General features: G+C 46.6%; 19 protein-coding genes. 17 read left to right on the top strand and 2 right to left on the bottom strand.

What is annotated here, in order from left to right:
* Nucleotides 1-235: 235 nt before the first annotated feature.
* The 5 genes from NST38_RS24645 to NST38_RS24625 all read left to right on the top strand — a co-directional run bounded on the left by NST38_RS24645 (nt 236) and on the right by NST38_RS24625 (nt 3131).
* Nucleotides 236-1432 carry a GTP-binding protein gene (locus NST38_RS24645; protein ID WP_076253274.1) on the top strand — a complete coding sequence of 399 codons (1197 nt, stop codon included), beginning with the start codon at nt 236-238 and terminating at the stop codon, nt 1430-1432.
* Between the two features lie 53 nt (nt 1433-1485).
* Complete coding sequence (rpsN, locus tag NST38_RS24640; protein WP_036605831.1) at nt 1486-1755, top strand: 30S ribosomal protein S14; 270 nt, start codon at nt 1486-1488, stop codon at nt 1753-1755.
* A 114-nt stretch (nt 1756-1869) separates the two neighbouring features.
* Nucleotides 1870-2205, top strand: a complete 336-nt coding sequence (locus NST38_RS24635; RefSeq protein ID WP_076253275.1) for a DUF3024 domain-containing protein — start codon at nt 1870-1872, stop codon at nt 2203-2205.
* A gap of 206 nt (nt 2206-2411) precedes the next feature.
* The gene (locus tag NST38_RS24630; RefSeq protein WP_036605833.1) at nt 2412-2888 is read left to right on the top strand and encodes a DUF2975 domain-containing protein; all 477 of its coding nucleotides are present in this window, start codon (nt 2412-2414) and stop codon (nt 2886-2888) included.
* Between the two features lie 9 nt (nt 2889-2897).
* Complete coding sequence (locus NST38_RS24625) at nt 2898-3131, top strand: helix-turn-helix domain-containing protein (protein ID WP_076211193.1); 234 nt, start codon at nt 2898-2900, stop codon at nt 3129-3131.
* 80 nt (nt 3132-3211) lie between these two features.
* Here the strand turns inward: NST38_RS24625 and NST38_RS24620 are convergent, their stop codons facing one another.
* Nucleotides 3212-4069: a helix-turn-helix transcriptional regulator gene (locus NST38_RS24620; protein ID WP_076253276.1), complete on the bottom strand. Its 858-nt coding sequence runs from the start codon at nt 4067-4069 to the stop codon at nt 3212-3214.
* A gap of 175 nt (nt 4070-4244) precedes the next feature.
* On the opposite strand from NST38_RS24620, the gene NST38_RS24615 reads away from it, so the two are divergent.
* Entirely contained in the window at nt 4245-6317 is a 2073-nt protein-coding gene (locus NST38_RS24615; protein WP_076253277.1) for a beta-galactosidase, read from the top strand.
* 144 nt (nt 6318-6461) lie between these two features.
* On the opposite strand, the gene NST38_RS24610 is transcribed toward NST38_RS24615, so the two are convergent.
* Nucleotides 6462-7505, bottom strand: a complete 1044-nt coding sequence (locus NST38_RS24610; protein ID WP_076253278.1) for a substrate-binding domain-containing protein — start codon at nt 7503-7505, stop codon at nt 6462-6464.
* 237 nt (nt 7506-7742) lie between these two features.
* On the opposite strand from NST38_RS24610, the gene modA reads away from it, so the two are divergent.
* The 11 genes from modA to NST38_RS24555 all read left to right on the top strand — a co-directional run bounded on the left by modA (nt 7743) and on the right by NST38_RS24555 (nt 14685).
* Nucleotides 7743-8615: a molybdate ABC transporter substrate-binding protein gene (gene modA, locus NST38_RS24605; protein ID WP_076253279.1), complete on the top strand. Its 873-nt coding sequence runs from the start codon at nt 7743-7745 to the stop codon at nt 8613-8615.
* Nucleotides 8612-9298, top strand: coding sequence for a molybdate ABC transporter permease subunit (gene modB, locus NST38_RS24600; RefSeq protein WP_083669918.1), 687 nt, complete (start codon nt 8612-8614; stop codon nt 9296-9298). The genes modA and modB overlap by 4 nt, the downstream gene beginning before the upstream one ends.
* 273 nt (nt 9299-9571) lie before the next feature.
* Complete coding sequence (locus tag NST38_RS24595; RefSeq protein ID WP_017692504.1) at nt 9572-9904, top strand: hypothetical protein; 333 nt, start codon at nt 9572-9574, stop codon at nt 9902-9904.
* A gap of 315 nt (nt 9905-10219) precedes the next feature.
* A complete protein-coding gene (locus NST38_RS24590; protein ID WP_036673581.1) occupies nt 10220-11041 on the top strand; it encodes a transporter substrate-binding domain-containing protein in 822 nt (273 codons plus the stop codon).
* A gap of 23 nt (nt 11042-11064) precedes the next feature.
* Nucleotides 11065-11808 carry an amino acid ABC transporter permease gene (locus NST38_RS24585; RefSeq protein WP_076253280.1) on the top strand — a complete coding sequence of 248 codons (744 nt, stop codon included), beginning with the start codon at nt 11065-11067 and terminating at the stop codon, nt 11806-11808.
* A gap of 4 nt (nt 11809-11812) precedes the next feature.
* A complete protein-coding gene (locus NST38_RS24580) occupies nt 11813-12523 on the top strand; it encodes an amino acid ABC transporter permease (protein ID WP_076253281.1) in 711 nt (236 codons plus the stop codon).
* Nucleotides 12520-13272 (top strand): amino acid ABC transporter ATP-binding protein, encoded by a 753-nt coding sequence (locus tag NST38_RS24575; protein WP_017692508.1) that lies wholly within the window; start codon nt 12520-12522, stop codon nt 13270-13272. The genes NST38_RS24580 and NST38_RS24575 overlap by 4 nt, the downstream gene beginning before the upstream one ends.
* A 121-nt stretch (nt 13273-13393) precedes the next feature.
* Complete coding sequence (locus NST38_RS24570; protein ID WP_017692509.1) at nt 13394-13681, top strand: hypothetical protein; 288 nt, start codon at nt 13394-13396, stop codon at nt 13679-13681.
* Nucleotides 13682-13704: 23 nt separating this feature from the next.
* Nucleotides 13705-14046: a hypothetical protein gene (locus tag NST38_RS24565; RefSeq protein ID WP_017692510.1), complete on the top strand. Its 342-nt coding sequence runs from the start codon at nt 13705-13707 to the stop codon at nt 14044-14046.
* On the top strand, nt 14043-14342 hold the full coding sequence (locus tag NST38_RS24560) for a hypothetical protein (RefSeq protein ID WP_076253282.1): 300 nt from the start codon (nt 14043-14045) through the stop codon (nt 14340-14342). The genes NST38_RS24565 and NST38_RS24560 overlap by 4 nt, the downstream gene beginning before the upstream one ends.
* A 1-nt stretch (nt 14343) precedes the next feature.
* Nucleotides 14344-14685: a hypothetical protein gene (locus NST38_RS24555; RefSeq protein WP_051446920.1), complete on the top strand. Its 342-nt coding sequence runs from the start codon at nt 14344-14346 to the stop codon at nt 14683-14685.
* Nucleotides 14686-14853: the final 168 nt, after the last annotated feature.

Below are 14853 nucleotides of genomic sequence, written 5' to 3'. Positions count from 1 at the left end.
TTGAACTAAAGAACATTTACAGAGGAGGTTTATGACTCACTTCTTGCCAAAACGTATCCTCAGGATGCGAAAGTGCAAGGGCTGGTCGTCAGCCTTTTTTTGTTTTTTTTGCAGGTTGAAATCAAAAATAGTTTGACAACGACCGTGCAACAGGATTATAGTCATTGTTGTTAATCGTAATAATTACTATTAAAGTCTAAATTACACAGACTGCAAATATAAGGAGTAGATTTCTATGACACAAAAGCAAGTTCCGGTAACCGTACTAAGTGGTTACCTCGGTTCAGGGAAAACGACGGTTTTGAATCATGTGCTCAACAACAGACAAGGGCTTAAGGTTGCTGTGATCGTTAACGACATGAGTGAGGTTAATATTGATGCAGCGCTGGTTAAGGGGGAGGCAACCTTGTCTCGAACGGAAGAGAAGTTGGTGGAGCTGTCCAACGGCTGTATCTGCTGCACCTTGCGGGATGATCTGATGCAGGAGATTGAGAAGCTTGTGAACGAAGGGAAGTATGACTATATTTTGATCGAATCCACCGGCATCAGTGAACCTGTTCCAGTTGCACAGACCTTTACATACGCCGATGCCGAGTCGGGTATTGACCTGACTAGTCTGGCCCGATTGGATTGTTTGGTAACGGTAGTAGATGCCAATCGATTCTGGCATGATTTTGGATCAGGACAGAGTCTTCTGGATCGTAATCAGGCGACCGGAGATGAGGACACCCGTGACGTTGTAGACTTGTTGATTGATCAGATCGAAACCTGTGATGTGCTGCTACTGAACAAATGTGATCTGGTCGATGACACCGAGCTGAACAAGCTCGAAGGCATCATCCGGAAGCTACAGCCTAACGCCAAGATCATTCGGACTGAGAATGGAAAGGTGAATCCGTCCGAGATTCTGAATACAGGCCGCTTTAATTTTGAGAAGGTGAGCATGTCCGCTGGATGGATTCAGGAGCTGGAGAAGGAGTCGCATACACCGGAAACTGAGGAATATGGCATTGGTTCCTTTGTATATCGCCGCAGAAAGCCGTTCCATCCTTCCCGTCTGGCTGAATTCATGAGTTACTGGCCGGAAGAAGTGGTACGTGCCAAAGGTTTAGTATGGCTTGCGGCTGAAGGGGATGTTGCTGCAAGCCTCAGTCAGGCAGGGCCATCCATCCAGTTCGGTCCTGCGGGACATTGGGTCGCTGCGTTGCCGGAAGCGGACAAAGAAGAGATTTTACGTAACGAGCCGGATGTTCTGGAGAAATGGGATGCCCAGTGGGGAGATCGTCAGACGGAGCTTGTCATGATTGGGATCGAAATGGAGCGTGCGAGCATTGAAGACGAGCTGGACCAGTGCCTGCTCAGTGATGAAGAAATGCTGGGAGACTGGGGCCATTTCGACAATCCACTGCCATGGCCTGTGGAAGCGGTATAACTCGGAAGTTGATGTTCTAAACATAAATTTAATGGATAAAGGAGCTGTAATTCATGGCTAAAAAATCTAAAGTGGTACGTGAGAAGCAACGTCAGGCGATCGTGGCAAAATATGCGGACCTGCGCCGGGAATTGAAGGAAAAAGGGGATTACGAGGCATTGCAGAAATTGCCGCGTAATGCATCTCCGACCAGACTAAAGAACCGTTGTGAAGTGACAGGTCGCCCGCGGGGTTATCTACGCAAGTTCAAGGTATCTCGAATTAAGTTCAGAGAACTGGCTCATCAAGGACAGATTCCTGGTGTAACAAAATCCAGCTGGTAAAATGATCAAGGGATGTAGCTGACCACCATTGCATGAAGGCAGGTTGTTGTGTGCTTGGAGCTGCATGTGGTGCGTAGAACAGAGGTGGTATTTTGCTGAAAGGATGTGCATCTCATGTTGGACTTGTTTACGTTACGAAGAATTCAGTCCGTAATGAACGGATATATTCACGAGAAGGTACCTGCGCCACTGCGTACGATGGTGAAGTTGACATATGAGATGAATGACAATGAATTGATCCTGACCGAAGAAAGACCCGCCGAGGAACGTTATCAATGGGATAAGATGCATATTGCCCGATTTTACTGGGAAGAAAATCAGTGGAAAGTGTATGCCAGAGATGAACAGAGCAGCTGGAATCCGGTAGATGTTATTACACCTTGTTCCGATTTTGAGAATGTGCTCGAGCAGGTGGAACGGGATGAGGCGGGGTTGTTCTGGCGTACGTGAGCGAGTTCGAAGCTAGCGAAACAGTGGCTAGCATCGGGCTTTTTTTGTGTCAAAGAATCATTGAAGCAAAGAGGGGGGCGATCTTTTGGTCTGCCTTCCTTAATGGGAAAAAGAATAAATAAAATCTGTTTTACAATAAAAATTTATTGTAAAACGATAAATATTATGATAAATTCATATCACTTAAAACAAGTGAGGTGCTTTTTGTGAAGCGAGGTACAACCATCTTTTTAAAATTGGCTGTGTTGCTTATTGGTGTTCCCATTCTTGCCTTATGTATATTCGGCATACCCTGGTTAGCAAACAATCCGGTGAATCCGAATTATGCAGGTGCACTATACCCCATAGTGATTATTATGTATGTGTCCGTTATTCCGTTTATCGTTGCACTGTACCAGGCATTCCGTCTGCTGAGCTACATCGACAAAAATGAAGCGTTCTCTCTAATGTCAGTGAAATCCTTAAAAACAATAAAATATTGTGCTATTGTAATCAGTAGTCTCTATTTTGTGATGTTGCCATTTGTTTATGTTGTAGCAGAGAAAGATGATGCCCCAGGCCTCATTCTTATGGGAATGGTTCCTGTTTTTGCTTCATTGGTCATTGCAGTGTTTTCAGCGGTGCTCCAAAGATTGTTACAGGAAGCGATTGATATCAAATCAGAAAATGACCTAGTGGTCTGAGGTGAATATATGGCCATTATAATCAATATTGATGTGATGTTGGCAAAGCGGAAAATGACGGTTACCGAGCTTGCAGAGAGAGTTGAGATCACAATCGCCAATATTTCCATATTAAAAACAGGAAAAGCAAAAGCGATCCGTTTATCCACTCTGGATGCGATCTGTAAAGCACTGGATTGTCAGCCTGGAGATATATTGGAATATAAGGCTGATGAGGACGAAGATACAAATGAACATCTATGAAAAATGAACGAAAAAGACTCTGCATGTTATATGCAGAGTCTTTTTTTGCATCAGCTTGTTCAAGGAATACGTCCCGTACCTTATAACGAAAGATTGTGCATCATACGGAATTGCATAGGTGTTACGTTTTCCTGGGTTTTAAAACAGCGGATGAAGTAGCTTGACTGTGAAAATCCCGTTTCCAGCGTAATTTGTTTAATGGAAAGGTTGGTTGTTGCGAGCAGTTGTTTCGCATGTAATAACCTGGATTCCAAGAGGAATTCCGGGAAGGAGATGCCAAACGTCTGACTGAACTTGCGGCTAAAGTATGTTGTACTGTATCCGGCAATTCCGGCAGCGTGATCAAGTGTGATGTGCTCATTACTATGAGAGCGAATATAATTCCCTGCTTCACGAATTCGCTCTGAAGTGTGATTTAAAGAAACATTGATTTGACTCGCTGCGGATTGCAATCGGGTCAGAAGTTCATATAATGTTGCTGCCACACTGTGCTCGTCCTCCACCTGATAGCCTCTGCCTAGCTCCAGCAATCGATCCATGAGCGCGGTAACCACCGGAAAGTTGGAACATTGAAACAGCCAGGGCTCGTCAACGCCTTTTCCATTTAACAGTTCTTCGAGACGAATGCCGTAAAAGTGAATCCAACGAATACTCCACGGATCATCCAAATCTGAATAGTAGGTTTGTCTGAGACCGGGACCGTAGAGGAATCCCTGCCCTCGTGTTAGCTCATAACGAGTGGTTTCCGTGTCCAGGAATCCTTTACCTTCAAGTACAAGGTGCAAATTATAGCAATGATCCAAGTTGATATCTTTCGTTCGATATTCCCGATTCACATAATGTTTCGGAAAGTCACTGTACCCTCCAATAAAATCGGGAAAGCATACATGTCTGGGGAAAACCGGCTTGGGGAGAAAGATGTGTTCTTTCACGTGCATCCTCCATTTAAACGCAATATTTTTATGTAGTGAACTGAAATAGATTCAGCCTACTGTTATTTGAATCTTGGACAATGACAATATTTTATTATAAGTCGCATAATCTTGTCATTTATTATATGTGAAGGTTCCAATAGAATGGAGGCAATATGGCAGGTTAAGGGGGCAATCAAAGGTGGCAAAATCAATCCAATTGGATGAATTAAAAATGGGGGTCTGTTATTACCCTGAGCACTGGTCGGAAGCGTTGTGGGAGGACGATTTCCGTAGAATGAAAGAGATGAATATCACAGTTATTCGGATGGCTGAATTTGCATGGTCCATCTTTGAACCGGAAGAAGACCAGTTCGATTTTAGTTTTTTCCAGAAGGCATTGGATCTGGCGCATCAATACGGTTTAAGTGTTATTTTGGGAACACCTACTGCAACTCCACCAGCGTGGTTAACATCCAAATATCCTGAAGTATTAAACGCAAATAAGGACGGGGTATTGTATCAACACGGCATGCGGCGTCATACCAACTACAGCAGCCCAATCTTCAGACAGCAATGTGAAAAAATCGTGCGCAATATGGTGATTGCCTATAAAGATCATCCGGCTCTTATTGGATGGCAGATTGATAATGAATTTAATTGTCATATGGATGTTTTCTATGCTGAGGCAGATCATGTCGCCTTCCGTGAATGGCTCAAGAATCGTTATGAATCGTTGGAGAATCTGAACCAGGCATGGGGGACTGTTTTTTGGAGTCAGACCTATACCGACTGGGCGCAAGTTCACCTTACCCGAAATATGGTCAGCCAATCTCCAAATCCTCATTTGGCATTGGATGAGAAGAGATTTATCTCAGCCAATACGATTTCTTTTGCCAAGCTTCAGGTGGACATTATTCGCGAATTGGACCCTGAACATTGGATCACAACAAATGGTACGTTTGGACATTTGGATAATCATGAAATGACAGAAGACCTGTTGGATTTCTTCTCCTATGATTCGTATCCGCAGTTTGCCACGATCTTCCCAGGGACAGACGATAACTCATTACAAGATCGGGCCTGGAGCATGAAACTGTCGAACGTACGTAACATGTCACCGAACTTCTGCGTCATGGAACAACAGTCTGGGCCAGGAGGCTGGGTTGACAGTATAGGCATGGGTACGCCAAGACCGGGCCAGATCCGATTATGGTCGTATCAATCTGTTCTTCACGGAACAGATCTACTCGTCTACTTCCGCTGGCGGACAGCAACATTTGGCACCGAGATGTACTGGCATGGCATCAATGATTACCATAATCAACCCAACAGAAGAGTACGCGAGGTTGCACAAGTAGGGAAAGAGTTTGCCAAGATCGGGCGTGTTATTGCGGGCACTACATATCAAGCCGATGTTGCGATCCTACAGGATTACGATAACATCTGGGATGGAGAGTTGGATGAATGGCACGGCCCGCTTCAGCAACAGAGTGTACGCTCCTGGTATAAACAGCTCCAGTATCGTCATATTCCGACGGACATGGTTACACTGCAACCAACGACAACACTGGAAGAGTTATCCGATTATAAGGTGATCATCTATGCTCACCCGGCCATCATGACAGACGAGACAGCAGAACTTCTGCAAGCCTATGTCAGTCAAGGAGGCACGCTGTTTTTCGGTGCGCGCACTGGATATAAGGATCTCAGGGGGCATTGTTATATGAGACCGTTCCCTGGGGCTGTCGCTGAGTTGTGTGGTGTAACCGTAGAGGACTTTACCTTAATCAAAGGAACCATTCCAGCAGCTGAGCTGCAATGGAATGGGGCGAGTGAGCGACTTCAGGAGGGAACGTCAACGGCCGGATTTAACGAAGTTCTTTATGTGGAGCATGCTGACGTACAGGTTGTGGCTGAGTATACATCCGAATATTATGCAGGTAGTCCTGCATTGACCAAACGTACGGTAGGTCAGGGGCAAGTATGGTATTATGGAGCGGCTTACAATGAACCGGTCGTAGATGCTCTCCTGGATGAAATAGAGCTATCTTCACCTGTGGGTGACCTGGTAGAGGTATCGTCCGAAGTTGAGCTTGGTATCCGTTCTGGTAAGGATAAAGCTTATGTCTTTTTACTCAACTACTCGGATCAACAAGTCCCCATTAAGCTTAAGAAGCAAGCAAAAGAGTTACTGTCAGGTACAACACTTCAGAATGAGATCAACATGCCCGCGTATGGTGTGTTCATTTTTGAGATCGATTTGCCACATTAAGCAATCCATTCATCGATATCATGCGTTATATATAGAAAGAAACACCAAAAACGCCTTGCAGCCCTTGCAAGGCGTTTTGTATATGCATGATGTAATGTGTAATACACGTTGAGCATTGGCTGTTATTGTCTAGATTTGGTATAACTATGCTTCGTACAAAATCTCACCTGTCCGGGATACGTCATATCCCTCGAATGATTGCAGTTCCTGCCTGAACTCCGGCGATTGGAGAATTCGCAGTACAGATTCTGTCCAGGCTTCATTACCTTGCTTCCTCAGCATGACCAGATCATAACGTTCCTGAATGAGCGGGATAAAATCAACCTGTCCCACAAGTCGTGCAGCTTTCTCAATGCCAACTCCGACATCAGCTTCGCCTGAACTGACTTTGGCAGCCACGCCCATGTGACTGGTTTCCTCGGTTTCATATCCGATCAGACCTGCGGCAGGAATTCCATGCAGTCGAAGTTGCTCATCCAGCAATACTCGCGCGCCAGAACCTATCTCCCGATTAGCGAGTCGAAGCTCAGGCTTGCTCAGATCGGTCCAATTCTGTAAGTTCTGCGGATTACCACGCTGTACGTACAGTCCGGCAGGACGTGATAGCAGGTTCACCACAACATAGGACCGTCCTGTCAGAATTTTGCGAATGTACGGCAGATTATACTCACCGGTATCTCCGTCGAGCAGATGGGTGCTGACCAGATCGGACTCACCGCGATACATCGAGATAAGCCCATCCAGACTACCCATGAACGAACGTAGCGGACGAATGTCCCGAGTTTGTTTTTCCATATGGCGCATTAGGATATCCAGACTGACATCCTGACCTGTTATGACCAGATGCCGTGGTACAGCAGTCATTGCATGAGCAGAACTCGCTGGAGTAATCGCATGCGCAGACCCAACGGGTGTAGTCGATTGTAAGGAAGTTCCCTGAAAATCACCCGGACTTGGCTGAGTCCCTGATTCCGAGGTCTGATGAGGAGTCGGGATACGCTGACCTGAGGACTGAAGTTGCTTGGAGCGACGTTTATATGCCTCCAGATCGGTTGCATCAATTCGCATTTGTTTACCTACACGGTATGCGACGAGGTCTCCTTTTTTGATTAGGTCATAGACCGTCAGTTTCGATATTTTGAGCAGCTTGGATATTTCTTCGGTTGTGTAGGATTGCTCCTCCGTCATAAGTGAAGATCCTCCTTCAAAGGTATAGAGCAATGATGGTTTTGTTATGAATGTTTCTTGTACTATATCATTAATTGAGGGATGCCATAAACCTGAGAGCACGCAATACACGCATAGGACAGATAACAAAAATCAAATGTGATCTTAATCACCTTCCCATTTTTTTTGTCTTGTGTATAATTAGATATAATCAATTATAACTAGTTATATCTAAAGATAACGTTGGGGGAGAAAAGAATGGGAAAGAGAATCGGATATGTGTTGGGAAGTATGTCACTGGGACTGGCTCTTATATTGGCAGGTTGTGGCGCAAGCACGGGCACTACGGATACATCCACGGGTGCAGAACAAACGACCTCAACGCCAGCGGCATCAGGTGAAAGTTCATCAGCAGGAAATACCGATCCTCAGGAAACGGTAGATCTGACGATCTCTGCGGCGGCCAGTCTGACCGATGCAATGAAAGAGATTGAAACCAATTATGAGCTAGCTAATCCTTATATAGAACTTAATCTTAACTTTGGCGCCTCGGGTGCCTTGCAACAGCAGATTGAACAGGGTGCCCCGGCTGATGTCTTTGTATCGGCGGCAACGAAAAATATGAATGCGCTAGTGGATGAAAACCTGATTGCATCGGGCGATCAGAAGAATCTGCTACAGAATTCACTGGTGGCCATAGTGCCAGCAGATGGGACCCACACAGTAACCAGTGAAACGGATCTCACCAGCGACTCCATCAAGACGGTAGCCATTGGGATTCCGGAAAGTGTTCCTGCGGGAACCTATGCCAAGGAAGCTCTGACCAATGCCAAGCTGTGGGATGAACTGGAAAGTAAGCTTGTGCAGGGGAAAGACGTTAGACAGGTTCTTCAATATGTAGAGACGGGTAATGCAGATGCAGGATTTGTATATAAAACGGATGCTCTTACTTCGGATCAGGTGAAAATTGCGTTTGAGGTGGACAAGAACAGCTACACACCAGCCAACTATCCAATAGGCATTATTGAAGGAACCAAACACCGTACAGAGGCCGAACAATTTTATGCGTATTTACAAACCCCTGAAGTACTGGATATCTTCGCGAAATACGGATTCACAATTCCGGAATGAATGTGAACGCCATAGACTGGTCCGTATTCTGGTCACCGGTGCGCCTATCGCTTCAGGTAGCGTTATTATCCAGCGTAGTGGCCACTGTGCTCGGAATTGCGATAGCCTGGAAGATGTCACGTTCTTCATTTCGGGGAAAGATTCTGCTGGAAACGGCATTTATGCTGCCGCTAGTCCTTCCTCCGACGGTGGTTGGATTTCTGTTACTTGTCATATTGGGGCGTAAAAGTCTGTTTGGACAATGGATTGAAGCCATATTCTCCGCACCGGTTATTTTCACCTGGTGGGCTGCGGTGATTGCTTCGGTGGTGGTTGCTTTTCCACTGGTGTATCAGACGATGAAATCGGGATTCAGTGGTGTGGATCGTGATCTGGAGGATGCGGGTCGTTCGATTGGGGCGAATGAGTGGCAGGTCTTTCGTTACATTTCCTTGCCGCTCGCAGGCAGAGCATTGATGACCGCCTTCATCCTGGGCTTTGCCCGGGCACTCGGCGAATTCGGTGCGACACTGATGATTGCAGGCAATATTCCGGGCAAAACACAAACGGTACCCACGGCAATCTATGTCGCTGTAGATTCGGGCAATCAGACCATGGCCTGGGCATGGACTGTTTCCATTATTATCATCTCGTTTCTCATGTTACTGATGACCAGACAGCAGCGAGATGGAAAAAATGACTAATTTGATATGTGTTAATATTATATATAAAATGATGAAAAATCCGTTTTGAGGAAAGAACTTTTTTCCTTAACGCGGATTTTTATTACCAATTTCATATGTACCAATATCAATATCCTGCCAAATTGGTCTTAATGGAAATGTAAAGCTGTTTTAACATAAAAAAATAAAAATTTTCCCGAAATTTAATCGTTCAGTACTCGCTTTCAGTGGGCTTGTTCCTGTAAGATAGAAGTAATGGATTCCAGCCAAGTACTGAAATAAGGAGAGACGACGATGAACACTAAATCTGATTGCGGCGTTTCGTTGCAAATTGATGACTATCTGGATCTTTTGCATTTTGCCATCCAAATTCAGGATCAGGAATGGCAACAATCCCTTATCCGCCAACTCAAAATATTTCAGACGGCGACGGAGCAGCAACGCACACCTGAAGAGGAACTATGGACACGGTTTGATTACATCAACAGCAAACTGACAGGTCTGTGCCACCAGATTCATGCCGCTCATTCCATGGACGAACGCAAGAAGTTCGAGGAACGGATCGGTCTCTTACAATTACAGCGAGTGGAAGTTGCACGTAAAATTAAATGGGCGAGTCGCAGATAGATGAGTAGTGTACACACCAAGTGATGCACCGCCAAAATGGTATAATCAATGAGAGTCATACAAGAAGAAGCCATCCGCCAATCGATATGGGGGATGGCTTTTTCTTATACTATAGAGAAATCCTATAACCATATCAGGATGTCCTATTAGTTTAGTTATTGCCCTAAGATGACTTGTAATGATATTCTTTGTTCAACCTAATTCCGACTATACAAGTAAGAATGGTTTGTTAATAGGAAGAGGAATGGGAGTACACATCATATTTGCTGTGATAACAGCCTGTGGAGGAGATTGGGAATGGTTAAAAAACGGGGGATTCAAAAATTCCGGACAGCACTGCTGTTCATTACAATGCTGGCGGTACTGGCTGGATGCAGCACAGGAACTGCAAGTAATGATTCAGAATCTGCTTCGGCAGCAGGCGACACCAAAGTGAAAAAGATCATTGTAGGAACAGGTACACAGTTCCCAAATGTCTGCTTCATTGATGAGAATGGCAAGTTAACAGGTTATGATGTGGAACTGATCCGGGAGATCGACAAACGTTTGCCTGAATATGAATTCGAATTCAGCACGATGGATTTTAAAAATCTGCTGCTGAGTCTGGAAACGAAAAAAATTGACCTGATCGCTCACCAGATGGAAGTCAATGATGAGAGACAGGCCAAGTTCCTGTTTAATGATGAAGCCTATAATATTTTTCCAAATAAAATTGTCGTAAGTCAGAAAAATGAGGAAGTAAAATCGATTGAGGATCTCAAAGGGAAAAAACTGATTGTTGGTGCTACAAGTAATGCGGCTGTACTTGCTGAGAAATGGAATGCAGCGAACGGCAACGGGATTGATATCGTATATTCCGGAGCGGGTGAGGATACCATTACTCAGATTAAAACAGGCCGGGTGGATGCCACCATCAGCACTCAGTTTGCCATTGATTATCAGAATAAGGCGGTTGATGCTCAGTTGAAAACGGTAGGAGATGCCCTCTCCAACTCCAAAGTATACTTCATTCTGAACAAGGATGAGCAGGAGCTCAAAACCAAAGTGGACGAAGCGCTCAAAGCGATCAAAGAAGATGGAACGTTAGGCAAACTGAGCACAGAGTGGCTTGGAGCTGACTATACGGTTGAAGAGTAGTCTGAGAAAGGTGTGCAGCGGTAATGGGAAAATCATTTGATCTGTCATTGGTTCTGGATTTCATCCCGGAACTGCTACGATATTTGCATATAACACTGATTGTACTGGGTGGTTCCATCGTGCTCGGACTGGTGGGCGGCGTACTTCTGGCCGTTCCCCGGCTGTATCGGATTCCGGTACTAAGCCAGTTGGCTACCCTGTACGTCTCATTCATGCGGGGCACACCGATCCTGATCAAATTGTTCCTGGTGTATTACGGACTTCCCGAGTTGCTCAAACCCATTGGCATCGACCTGTCGAGAACCGACCCGTTGTTATTTGTCATTGTGACCTATGCGCTTAGTGACGCGGCATCCTTTGCCGAGATCTTTCGCGGAGCGGTGCGCAGTGTGGATAAAGGTCAGACGGAAGCAGCCTATGCTGCCGGTATGACCACATTCCAGTCTTTTCGGCGGATTGTTGTTCCGCAGGCACTGATTGTTGCTTTTCCGAACATGGCTAACACGTTAATCGGTTCATTAAAGGATACGTCTTTGGCTTTCTCCATTGGTGTCATGGATATGGTGGGCAGAGGGCAGACGTTAATTTCGGCTACATCGCACGCACTTGAAGTGTATATCAGTCTGTCTGTGGTCTATTATGTCATTGTTATTGTGCTTGAAAAAGGATTTGCCTTTGCAGAACGCAGACTCCAGCGTCATGAACGCAAGAGAGTTGTACACAAGCCGGCAATTCGAACCAAACGCCTGAAACGAATAGCGGGGTGAGCATATGTCGATTGATCTCCAGTTTATCTATACATCTTTTTTTCAAATCCTGAAGGCATTGCCACTGACACTCGTCATTACGATTGTTCCGTTGATTGCAGGCTTCGGAATCGGTCTGGCTACGGCTCTGATCCGTATCTATCGCGTGCGGTGGATTCACCGCATTGCTGACTTCTACGTTTCATTCCTGCGTGGAACACCGATGTTGATGCATCTATTTCTCATCTATTACGGTATTCCGATGATTATCGATAGGCTGGCGGAACGTTACGGTTGGGCTTTCCAATCCTCGTCGATTCCAATTCTCGTATTTGTACTGATTGCTTTCTCCCTCACTGCGGGCGCCTATATGTCGGAGATTATCCGTTCAGGCATTCTTGCTGTGGATATCGGCCAGATGGAGGCGGCTCACGCTGTAGGCATGAGCACATTCCAGGCTTTAAGGCGTATCATCATCCCTCAAGCGATCGGGGCTGTATTGCCTAACCTGTGCAGTATGTTTGTTGGGTTCCTGCATGGATCAACACTCGCTTTTACCGTGTCTCAGATGGACATCCTCGGTAAAGCGGATGTGGTGGCATCCGTCAGTCTGAAGTTTCTGGAGGCCTTTATCGCCGCAGCGTTCATCTATTGGGGGCTGACCATCATTGCCGAGCGGATCACTGCTCTGCTTGAGCGTCGGGTTGCCGTGTATAGCAAAGGAGGCGTGTCATGATTACACTAACCAACATACACAAAACTTTTGGCAAGCAGGAAGTATTGAAGGGAATTGATCTGACCGTGGAACAGGGCGATGTCGTAGCGATCCTTGGACCGAGTGGATCAGGCAAAACAACGCTGCTGCGCTGCGTCAATTTTCTGGAACGTGCCGATGAGGGCGAGGTTCAGATCAGTGGATTAACCGTCGATTGCAAGCATGCACGCAAACATGACATTGTGCAGTTGAGACGAAAAACGGCGATGGTGTTCCAGCATTATAATCTGTTCAAACACAAGACGGTGCTGGATAACGTCACGGAAGGTTTAATTATTGCCCAGAAAATGTCCAAAGCCGATGCCCGCACGCGTGCCTTGCGCGTGCTTGAACAAGTCGGACTGTCTGCCAAAATCAATGAGTATCCAAGTATGTTGTCAGGTGGACAACAGCAACGGGTGGGCATCGCCAGAGCATTGGCACTGAATCCCGAAGTGATTTTGTTTGATGAACCGACTTCTGCGCTGGACCCCGAGCTTGTGGGTGAAGTGTTGTCTGTCATCCGCTCCATTGCTCAAGAGGGGATTACCATGATTGTAGTCACCCATGAAATGGGGTTTGCCCGTGAGGTGGCAAATCGGGTTGTTTTCATGGATGGAGGTTCCGTTGTGGAGGAAGGAACCCCGGAGGAGGTGTTTGTACGTCCCAAGCAGGAACGTACTCGCCAATTCCTCAGTCGATATTCTTCCGACTGGAGTTATGTCATCTGACGATATAGGCGCAAGCTGTAGTAACTGACGATCCCGGCCCGGCATATGCTGTAACAGGCAAATGCTGATAGGCCGGGTTTTTCTATGGGTGAAGCAGGCCGTGACGGTAAGGAGGAGGACCATGCAGAGCAAAATCGATGAAATCATCACACATATTGCACACTCTCACCAGCAGATCGCACGTGTGCTGGATGCCAAACGCCAAGTCGCTGTACGCATGTCTGAAATCATCAATCATTTGCCAGATATCGAACCGGAGTTGGATGGCGTTGACGGTCTGCTGGATAGCTCTGGGCAAATCAACAAAAGCATCATCTCTTACTTGGGGGGCCTTGCAGATCTGGAAGAGGCTGTAGCCGAAACGCTGACCCAAGTCATGCGGGAGATCGCGGTTCAAGAAGAAGAATAAGCCCGGAAGGCGGGTGAAGGAACATGAGTAGAGAACAGAGCCTCATTCTGATGCTGGACGCAGCAGCCAAAATGCAGTGGAATATTGCCCTGATCCTGGAGGCAAAAGCGATTGAGGCCGAGAAGGTACGGAACTGGACGCTGAATCATTTGAATGGGGATACCTTTCTGACGCATGGGGATCAGGTAGGCGAGCCGCTCAAAATGCATGATCAGCTGGTGGAATTGCTGGAAGGATTAACCCGGATGGAGACCGGACTGTGCAACAATCTCAAAGCGGTGATGGTGCAGAACGATAGCGAAGATGGCGGCGGTATGGACGGTGGTATGTTTGGCGGCATGGATCTGGGAGACATGGGAAAATGAGTCTGATGCGGCGTGAGCAGGAAGCCAAACTGGCGCTCATTGAATCCATTGCACACAGTCAGCAGGCGCTGGCACGCATTCTGGACAGTGTAGCCAGTGTAACCGCTCATTCGGAAGTATCCGCCCGCATTCTGGCCGAAAACATTCGTTTGCTGAGTCGCTATCAGGCAGAAATGTCTCGTATGGTTACGGGAATCAGGCTGGCCCGAATCCAGCATGGGGAGCCTGGCTTGCCGTGGCTCAAAGACCCCGGGTGTGCAATTCGTATCGTTCGGGACATACAGGAGGAATGTTGACATGTTAAAGAAAAAGAAAATACGACTGAGAACCAAAAGAGCTTTGTTAATCCGTGGAGCCCGTCTGCGCAAAATTCGCAAACTGCGTGCGCTCAGAGCCAAACGTGTTCTTCACAAACGTCCACTTAAAGGACGCAGTGCGTGGCTCAAAAAAAAGAAACGTGCGGTACGGCGGCACCGGAGTCCAAAGCCCGTACAACCAGTCGTCCCGGCTACCCCTACCGATCCGAACCCGGACGGTGCGTACAGCCAGGGATACAACGAGGCGTACAACGAGGGATTCAACGCGGGTTTCGCCAAGGGATTCGAGGACGGACATCAGCTGGCTTACAAAGCACAGTAACCGATTAGACCGGATTATTCCTGCATGGAATGATACCTACTAACAGTGCCAGTTCAAAAAGACCGGTTTTCAGTACCGAGAAGATGGGATGAAGCTAGAAATGGAGTAGCGGAGCGTAGGGAAGACTACGTGAGCAACGGACATTTCGGCTGAATTTCATATTCGATG

It is taken from the genome of Paenibacillus sp. FSL H8-0104 (assembly GCF_038050215.1).
Taxonomy (GTDB): domain Bacteria; phylum Bacillota; class Bacilli; order Paenibacillales; family Paenibacillaceae; genus Paenibacillus; species Paenibacillus amylolyticus.
Note: the sequence above shows the minus strand (reverse complement) of the source record. Positions and strands in the feature narration are given on the sequence as shown.

What these genes read in the sequence shown, in the direction of transcription:
- NST38_RS24645 (WP_076253274.1), top strand. Translation starts at nt 236, where the DNA reads ATGACACAAAAGCAAGTTCCGGTAACCGTACTAAGTGGTTACCTCGGT.
- rpsN (WP_036605831.1), top strand. Translation starts at nt 1,486, where the DNA reads ATGGCTAAAAAATCTAAAGTGGTACGTGAGAAGCAACGTCAGGCGATC.
- NST38_RS24635 (WP_076253275.1), top strand. Translation starts at nt 1,870, where the DNA reads ATGTTGGACTTGTTTACGTTACGAAGAATTCAGTCCGTAATGAACGGA.
- NST38_RS24625 (WP_076211193.1), top strand. Translation starts at nt 2,898, where the DNA reads ATGGCCATTATAATCAATATTGATGTGATGTTGGCAAAGCGGAAAATG.
- NST38_RS24620 (WP_076253276.1), bottom strand. Translation starts at nt 4,069, where the DNA reads ATGCACGTGAAAGAACACATCTTTCTCCCCAAGCCGGTTTTCCCCAGA.
- NST38_RS24610 (WP_076253278.1), bottom strand. Translation starts at nt 7,505, where the DNA reads ATGACGGAGGAGCAATCCTACACAACCGAAGAAATATCCAAGCTGCTC.
- modA (WP_076253279.1), top strand. Translation starts at nt 7,743, where the DNA reads ATGGGAAAGAGAATCGGATATGTGTTGGGAAGTATGTCACTGGGACTG.
- modB (WP_083669918.1), top strand. Translation starts at nt 8,612, where the DNA reads ATGAATGTGAACGCCATAGACTGGTCCGTATTCTGGTCACCGGTGCGC.
- NST38_RS24595 (WP_017692504.1), top strand. Translation starts at nt 9,572, where the DNA reads ATGAACACTAAATCTGATTGCGGCGTTTCGTTGCAAATTGATGACTAT.
- NST38_RS24585 (WP_076253280.1), top strand. Translation starts at nt 11,065, where the DNA reads ATGGGAAAATCATTTGATCTGTCATTGGTTCTGGATTTCATCCCGGAA.
- NST38_RS24580 (WP_076253281.1), top strand. Translation starts at nt 11,813, where the DNA reads ATGTCGATTGATCTCCAGTTTATCTATACATCTTTTTTTCAAATCCTG.
- NST38_RS24575 (WP_017692508.1), top strand. Translation starts at nt 12,520, where the DNA reads ATGATTACACTAACCAACATACACAAAACTTTTGGCAAGCAGGAAGTA.
- NST38_RS24570 (WP_017692509.1), top strand. Translation starts at nt 13,394, where the DNA reads ATGCAGAGCAAAATCGATGAAATCATCACACATATTGCACACTCTCAC.
- NST38_RS24565 (WP_017692510.1), top strand. Translation starts at nt 13,705, where the DNA reads ATGAGTAGAGAACAGAGCCTCATTCTGATGCTGGACGCAGCAGCCAAA.
- NST38_RS24560 (WP_076253282.1), top strand. Translation starts at nt 14,043, where the DNA reads ATGAGTCTGATGCGGCGTGAGCAGGAAGCCAAACTGGCGCTCATTGAA.
- NST38_RS24555 (WP_051446920.1), top strand. Translation starts at nt 14,344, where the DNA reads ATGTTAAAGAAAAAGAAAATACGACTGAGAACCAAAAGAGCTTTGTTA.